The 7,158-nt window shown below is 52.3% G+C and carries 5 protein-coding genes and 6 tRNA genes; all 11 read right to left on the bottom strand.

The window, feature by feature from the left end; genetic code table 11:
- Positions 1-168 precede the first annotated feature (168 nt).
- Positions 169-243 (bottom strand) — tRNA-Gln (locus tag IM282_RS15355).
- Between the two features lie 34 nt (positions 244-277).
- A tRNA-Gln gene (locus IM282_RS15350) sits at positions 278-352 on the bottom strand.
- Positions 353-393: 41 nt separating this feature from the next.
- Positions 394-470: transfer RNA gene (locus IM282_RS15345), tRNA-Met, on the bottom strand.
- Between the two features lie 17 nt (positions 471-487).
- Positions 488-562, bottom strand: a tRNA-Gln gene (locus IM282_RS15340).
- 23 nt (positions 563-585) lie between these two features.
- Positions 586-670 (bottom strand) — tRNA-Leu (locus tag IM282_RS15335).
- Between the two features lie 8 nt (positions 671-678).
- Positions 679-755, bottom strand: a tRNA-Met gene (locus tag IM282_RS15330).
- A gap of 225 nt (positions 756-980) precedes the next feature.
- Positions 981-2,645, bottom strand: coding sequence for an asparagine synthase B (gene asnB, locus IM282_RS15325; RefSeq protein ID WP_015571128.1), 1,665 nt, complete (start codon positions 2,643-2,645; stop codon positions 981-983).
- Between the two features lie 250 nt (positions 2,646-2,895).
- The gene (nagD, locus tag IM282_RS15320; RefSeq protein WP_003858667.1) at positions 2,896-3,648 is read right to left on the bottom strand and encodes a ribonucleotide monophosphatase NagD; all 753 of its coding nucleotides are present in this window, start codon (positions 3,646-3,648) and stop codon (positions 2,896-2,898) included.
- Between the two features lie 45 nt (positions 3,649-3,693).
- Positions 3,694-4,914, bottom strand: a complete 1,221-nt coding sequence (locus tag IM282_RS15315) for an N-acetylglucosamine repressor (protein WP_022647442.1) — start codon at positions 4,912-4,914, stop codon at positions 3,694-3,696.
- A gap of 8 nt (positions 4,915-4,922) precedes the next feature.
- Positions 4,923-6,071 (bottom strand): N-acetylglucosamine-6-phosphate deacetylase, encoded by a 1,149-nt coding sequence (nagA, locus tag IM282_RS15310; RefSeq protein ID WP_003858664.1) that lies wholly within the window; start codon positions 6,069-6,071, stop codon positions 4,923-4,925.
- Between the two features lie 54 nt (positions 6,072-6,125).
- A complete protein-coding gene (gene nagB, locus IM282_RS15305) occupies positions 6,126-6,926 on the bottom strand; it encodes a glucosamine-6-phosphate deaminase (protein ID WP_192970535.1) in 801 nt (266 codons plus the stop codon).
- Positions 6,927-7,158 lie beyond the last annotated feature (232 nt).

Raw genomic sequence — 7,158 nt, 5'->3', positions numbered from 1 at the left:
TCGCTGACAGCCCTCAGTCATTTAGAAAGCAACTTTATTGCTTCTGCATAAAAAAATTACTGGGGATCCCTCAGCCCGGTGGGAGAGGGTTAGGGTGAGGGCATCAGGCCGCACTATTCTGAGCAACAAAAACAAAAAAGCCCGCAGAGCGGGCTTTTTTGTTTTAAGTGGCTGGGGTGCAGGGATTCGAACCCCGGAATGCTGGTATCAGAAACCAGAGCCTTACCGCTTGGCGACACCCCAATTGCGTTAAACAAACTGCTTAACGACTTTAAAGTGGCTGGGGTACGAGGATTCGAACCTCGGAATGCCGGAATCAGAATCCGGTGCCTTACCGCTTGGCGATACCCCAACAATGTTCAGTTTACCGAATCGTATTCGATAACATAAATATGGTGGCTACGACGGGATTCGAACCTGTGACCCCATCATTATGAGTGATGTGCTCTAACCAACTGAGCTACGTAGCCAGTACTGCAATCTTCGATGGCTGGGGTACCTGGATTCGAACCAGGGAATGCCGGTATCAAAAACCGGTGCCTTACCGCTTGGCGATACCCCATCCGTGCAACGCTTACCTGGGAATGGTGCGGGAGGCGAGACTTGAACTCGCACACCTTGCGGCGCCAGAACCTAAATCTGGTGCGTCTACCAATTTCGCCACTCCCGCAAAAAAGATGGTGGCTACGACGGGATTCGAACCTGTGACCCCATCATTATGAGTGATGTGCTCTAACCAACTGAGCTACGTAGCCATCTTTTTTTCGCGTTACCTTATCGGCGTTGCGGGGCGCATTATGCGTATAGACCCTTGCAGCGTCAACACCTTTTTCAATGAAAATAGCCGGAATGTGACTGTTTGGTTAGGTTGCGAACAGCGAGGCCGAATATTCGACAATTATTGGTTATTAATCGATTTTATGCGGGGAAAAGAGAGGCAAAAAAATCAGGCCCCGGAGGGCCTGATGATACTCTGAACATTATTTATAGGCAGACTGGTGAACGCCCACTGCGCGTCCTGACGGATCGTTCATGGCTTTGAAGGATTCATCCCATTCAATGGCTTTAGCAGAAGAGCAGGCGACCGATGGACCACCCGGTACGCACTCGGCTGCACTTGGAACCGGGAACAGCTCCTCAAAGATCTCACGGTACAAATACGCTTCTTTCGAGGCTGGCGTGTTGTACGGGAAGCGGAAGCTCGCAGTTTCCAGTTGTTGATCAGAAACCTGTTTTGCCGCCACCTCTTTCAGGGTGTCGATCCAGCTGTAACCTACGCCATCGGAGAACTGCTCTTTCTGACGCCACGCCACGCTCGCCGGCAGGTAGGATTCAAAACATTCACGCAGGATATGTTTCTCCATTTTGCCGTTGCCGCACATTTTGTCCTGCGGGTTGATGCGCATCGCCACATCGAGGAATTTCTTATCGAGGAACGGCACGCGGGCTTCCACACCCCAGGCGGACATCGCTTTGTTGGCGCGCGCGCAGTCAAACATGTGCAGCGCCTGTAGCTTACGCACCGTTTCTTCATGCAGCTCTTTGGCGTTTGGCGCTTTGTGGAAATAGAGATAACCGCCAAACACTTCGTCAGAACCTTCGCCGGAGAGCACCATCTTGATGCCCATCGCTTTGATCTTCCGCGACATCAAATACATCGGCGTGGAGGCGCGAATGGTGGTCACATCATAGGTTTCAATGTGATAGATCACATCGCGGATCGCATCCAGACCTTCCTGTACGGTGAAGTGAATTTCATGGTGCACCGTGCCGAGATGGTTCGCCACTTCCTGGGCGGCTTTCAGGTCAGGTGCCCCTTCCAGACCCACGGCAAAGGAGTGCAGCTGCGGCCACCAGGCTTCTGAGCGCTCCTGATCTTCCACGCGACGTGCGGCGAATTTCTTGGTGATCGCGGAGATCACGGAGGAGTCCAGACCGCCGGAGAGCAGTACGCCGTAGGGTACGTCTGACATCAGGTGGCTTTTCACTGACTCCTCTAGTGCCTGACGCAGTTCGGCTTTGTCCGTCACGTTGTCTTTCACCGCCTCATAATCAAACCAGTCGCGCTGGTAGTACGGGCGGATCTCGCCGTCTTTACTCCACAGGTAGCTACCTGCCGGGAACTCTTTGATGGTGCGGCACACCGGTACCAGGGCTTTCATCTCTGAGGCAACGTAGAAGTTACCGTGTTCATCGTGTCCCATGTACAGCGGGATAATACCAATATGGTCGCGGCCAATCAGGTAAGCGTCTTTTTCGCTGTCGTACAGCGCGAAGGCGAACATACCTTGCAGGTCGTCGAGGAACTCCGGGCCTTTCTCCTGATACAGCGCCAGGATCACTTCGCAGTCTGAGCCGGTCTGAAACGCGTAGCGATCGCCGTACTCAGCGCGCAGCGCCTGATGGTTGTAAATTTCACCGTTAACAGCCAGCGCGTGCGTTTTTTTCTCGTTATACAGCGGCTGTGCGCCAGCGTTGACATCAACAATGGAAAGACGTTCGTGAGCCAGAATCGCTTTATCGCTGGCGTAAACGCCTGACCAGTCCGGACCGCGGTGGCGCATCAGGCGGGACAATTCGAGTGCTTTTTTACGCAGTTCGCCCGCGTCAGTTTTAATATCCAGTACGCCAAAAATAGAACACATAACCTTCTCCGTTAACCCTGTTGCGTTGTGATGTTGCTTGCTTATGAAAATGCCGCAAAAAGGGGAGGGGGCGCAAGCGTTTTACCGATGAAAACGTAAAAAGTGCAATGGCAATTGCCGAATCTTAAAAAAAGAGTATGCATTAAGCCATTCTATTGATGATTTCTCAATGAAGAGCTGATTTCGTTAGATGAAGTGATATTTTCAGGCAGCAGAAATGAAAAACCACGCCCTGGGGCGTGGTTCTGAATCAAATAACGTCGATTTCGTCGACAGAGGGGTAAATCCAGCTTGGCCGGAACGGCATCGTATCAATGTCATCAAGCTGTGAAACGCCAGAAAGCACCAGGATGGTTTCAAGCCCGGCCTGGAAGCCGGCCAAAATATCGGTGCGCAGGTTGTCGCCAACAATGACGGTTTCTTCTGAGTGTGCCTGCATCGTATTCAGTGCAGCGCGGATGATCCACGGGCTCGGTTTGCCGACAACAAACGGCTTACGGCCTGAGATTTTTTCGATACCGGCGCACAGCGCACCGCAGGCGGGATAAAAACCACGACCATGCGTATCCGGGTTAGTGGCGATAAAACGTGCACCATTGGCGACAAAGTAGGCTGCTTTATGCATCATCTCCCAGTTAAAGGAGCGCGTTTCGCCCACGATGACAAAGTCCGGATTCACGTCGGTGATGGTGAAGCCCGCTTTATACAGCTCGTGGATCAGCGCGCCTTCGCCAACCACGTAGGCTTTTTTGCCTTCCTGACGCTTCAGGAAATCCGCGGTCGCCATCGCAGAGGTATAAAACACGCTGTCCGGGACATTGACGCCCGCGGTAGCAAAGCGATTTGCCAGATCCTGACCAGTCTGTGAAGGGTAGTTCGTGAGAAGAACCAGTGGCATTCCTTTGTCGATGATGCGGTGAAGAAACTCCGCAGCACCCGGCACGGCAACGTTGTCGTGCATCAGCACGCCGTCGATATCACAAATTACATTCTTAATGGTCATGGACAATCCGACATCAAAAAAAGAAGGCGTTACTATAAGGTCCGATCAGGATTCCAGCAAATGTTGCAGCAGGATCCCGTTGAGCATGGCACGTTTTACCAGGGCGAATGCGCCAATTGCCGAGCGGTGATCGAGCGTAGATCGCACCACCGGCAAATTCTGGCGAAATGCCTTCAGCGCCTGGGTATTGATGCAGCCTTCAATGGCAGGCAGTAATACTTTTTCGGCTTCAACGATCTCGCCGGCGATCACCACTTTTTGCGGATTAAACAGGTTGATGGCAATGGCGATGGTCTTACCCAGGTGGCGTCCTACCTGTTCGATCACTTCGCAGGCCAGCGCATCGCCTTTGTTTGCCGCTTTGCAGATGGCACCGATCTTACAGTCGCCCAGCGTGACGCGGCTCTGATAACCCTGCTCCAGCAGGTGGCGGACGCGATGTTCAATGGCGGCATTGGCGGCAACGGTTTCAAGACAGCCAAAGTTACCGCAGTGGCAGCGCTCGCCAAGCGGTTCCACCTGGATATGACCGATCTCGCCTACGTTACCGTTACGACCAATAAAAATGCGGCCATTCGAGATGATACCCGCACCTGTACCACGGTGAACGCGCACCAGAATAGAGTCTTCGCAGTCCTGGCTCGCACCAAAGTAGTGCTCCGCCAGCGCCAGCGAGCGGATATCGTGACCAACAAAGCAGGTCAGCTTGAAGCGCTTTTCCAGCGCCTCAACCAGCCCCCAGTTCTCTACCTTAATGTGCGGCATGTAGCGAATAACGCCGCTTTCCGGGTCAACCAGACCGGGTAAAATCACCGAGATGGCGATGAGTTCACGGATCTTGCGCTGACAGCTTTCGATAAACTGCGCGATGGTATTCAGTAACGCGTGTTCGAGCGTCTCCTGTGTGCGCTCAGGAAGGGGGTAGTGCTCTTCGGCAATGGCCTTGCTGCTCAGATCGTAGAGCGTAAGCGTGGTGTCATGACGGCCTAAGCGAACGCCAATGGCCTGAAAATTGCGGGTTTCAGTGACGATGGAAATCGCGCGGCGGCCGCCGGTGGAGGCCTGCTGATCCACTTCTTTGATCAGGCCGCGCTCAATAAGCTGACGTGTAATTTTTGTCACGCTGGCGGGAGCAAGCTGGCTTTGTTCGGCTATCTGAATGCGTGAGATTGGCCCGTGCTGGTCAATCAGGCGATAAACTGCCGCGCTGTTAAGTTGTTTAACGAGATCGACATTACCGATTTGAGCTTGTCCGCCTGGTGTCATACTTTTACTTACTCAGTGACGACCTCGTTACCATTAACGATGGTCTTAATAATTTTATAATCGTGTGTGAACGCCGTCAGGTTTGCAACCATACCTGGCGCAATACCGCCGAGCTGTTTATCGACGCCAATAGCGCGCGCCGGATAAAGCGTGGCCATGCGCAGCACTTCCTCAAGCGCAATGCCGCAATGTTCAACGAGGTTACGTACCCCTTCGATCATCGTCAGAGAAGAACCGCTCAGCGTGCCGTTCTCATCCACACACAGTCCATTCCGGTAGTATATTGTTTTACCAGCAAAAATGAACTGGTCAATATTCGCTCCTGCCGGAGCGGTTGCATCCGTGACCAGGCAGAGCTTGTCGCCTTTAAGGCGCTTGGCGTTGCGGATGTTGGTGTAATCGACATGCAAGCCGTCGGCGATAATGCCGCAGTAGACGTCTGGTTCATCCAGAATTGCGCCAACCAGTCCCGGTTCGCGACCGGTAATATACGGCATCGCGTTATAAAGGTGTGTGGCAAATGTAATGCCTGCGCGGAAACCGGCCTTCGCCTCTTTCAGCGTCGCGTTCGAATGGCCCGCAGATACCACAATCCCGGCGGCGGCCAGTTTGCTGATAACGTCCGTGCCGGTCATTTCCGGTGCCAGCGTCACTTTAGTGATCACATCGGCATTGGCGCACATGTAATCCACCAGCTCGGCATCCGGTTTGCGCACGTAGTTCGGGTTATGGGTGCCTTTCTTGACCATATTCAGCCATGGTCCTTCCAGGTGCAGACCCAGCGCCTGATTCGGATGTTTTGCCAGGTATTCGCGCATGACGCGGATACCCTGTTTCATCAGGTCATCGCTGCTGGTAATCAGCGTTGGCAGATAGCTGGTGCAGCCCGATTTCTCGTTGGCTTTTTGCATGATTTCCAGCGTTTCAACCGTTACCGCCTCTGCGGTATCGTTAAACTGGACACCGCCGCAGCCGTTAAGCTGTACGTCGATGAAACCGGGGGAGATTACTGCTCCATTGAGGGAACGCTGTTCGATCTCCGGCGGCAGTTCCGCCAGCGGGCAAACACGTTCAATCAGGCCATTGGCGATTACAATCGCATGGTCATCCAGAATTTCATGGCCGGTATAAATCCGACCGTGGGTTAAAGCGTACATATCGACCCCCGGTTAAAAAAGCGACCGCCCCTGATAAAAGAGGCGGTTATTCAATTACAGACCTTTAATGTTCTCAGCTTCCAGCTCGTTGAAGTATTTCAGCGTTTTCACTTTCAGCTCCATGGTGGACGGTTCGTCACACACGACAACCGCTTTTGGATGCAACTGTAAGCAGCTGATCGTCCACATATGGTTCACGTTGCCTTCAACGGCAGCCTGAAGCGCTTGCGCTTTCACTGCGCCCAGTACCAGAATCATCACTTCTTCGGCATCCAGCAGTGTACCCACACCCACGGTCAGCGCGTATTTCGGCACCTGATTGACGTCGCCGTCAAAGAAGCGGGAGTTAGCCACACGCGTGTCATGGGTCAACGTTTTAATACGGGTACGGGAAGCCAGTGAAGATGCCGGTTCGTTGAACGCGATATGACCATCGTTGCCTACGCCGCCCATAAACAGGTGGATTTTACCGTAGGAACGGATTTTTTCTTCATACTGACGGCATTCTGCGTCAATATCAGGCGCGTTTCCATTCAGCAGGTTAATGTTTTCAGCCGGAATATCAACGTGATCGAAGAAATTACGGTGCATAAAGCTGTGGTAACTTTCCGGATGTTCCTTTGGCAGGCTGACATATTCGTCCATGTTGAAGGTCACAACATGTTTAAAGCTAACCTGGCCCGCTTTGTGCATTTCAACCAAAGCCTTATACGCGGTCAGGGGAGTACCACCGGTTGGAAGACCGAGTACGAAAGGACGATCGGCTGTTGGTTTGAACGCGTTGATGCGGTTAACGATATGACGAGCAGCCCATTTTCCGACTTGTTCAGCTGTTGCCAGGGGAATCAGTCTCATTATTCACCTCTAAAGTTTAAGTAAAAGTGGGCGGATGATTAGTGCAACCTGAACTAAGCGTAACCTGGAACCTTTCAGGCCGGATCAATCCGTCTTGATTTTTTGAATGATAAAATAAGTTTTCGTGGTTAGCCAGTGAAAGGGAGGGTTTAATACGATATTTGGTGACAATAATCACAAAAAATAGGTGTTTAATTTGCGATACGAATTAATTTTTCACACACTCACACTG

Source organism: Enterobacter cloacae complex sp. P29RS, from assembly GCF_014893445.1.
Taxonomy (GTDB): Bacteria; Pseudomonadota; Gammaproteobacteria; order Enterobacterales; family Enterobacteriaceae; genus Enterobacter; species Enterobacter intestinihominis.
Note: the sequence above shows the minus strand (reverse complement) of the source record. Positions and strands in the feature narration are given on the sequence as shown.

What these genes read in the sequence shown, in the direction of transcription:
- asnB (WP_015571128.1), bottom strand. Translation starts at nt 2,645, where the DNA reads ATGTGTTCTATTTTTGGCGTACTGGATATTAAAACTGACGCGGGCGAA.
- nagD (WP_003858667.1), bottom strand. Translation starts at nt 3,648, where the DNA reads ATGACCATTAAGAATGTAATTTGTGATATCGACGGCGTGCTGATGCAC.
- nagA (WP_003858664.1), bottom strand. Translation starts at nt 6,071, where the DNA reads ATGTACGCTTTAACCCACGGTCGGATTTATACCGGCCATGAAATTCTG.
- nagB (WP_192970535.1), bottom strand. Translation starts at nt 6,926, where the DNA reads ATGAGACTGATTCCCCTGGCAACAGCTGAACAAGTCGGAAAATGGGCT.
- IM282_RS15315 (WP_022647442.1), bottom strand. Translation starts at nt 4,914, where the DNA reads ATGACACCAGGCGGACAAGCTCAAATCGGTAATGTCGATCTCGTTAAA.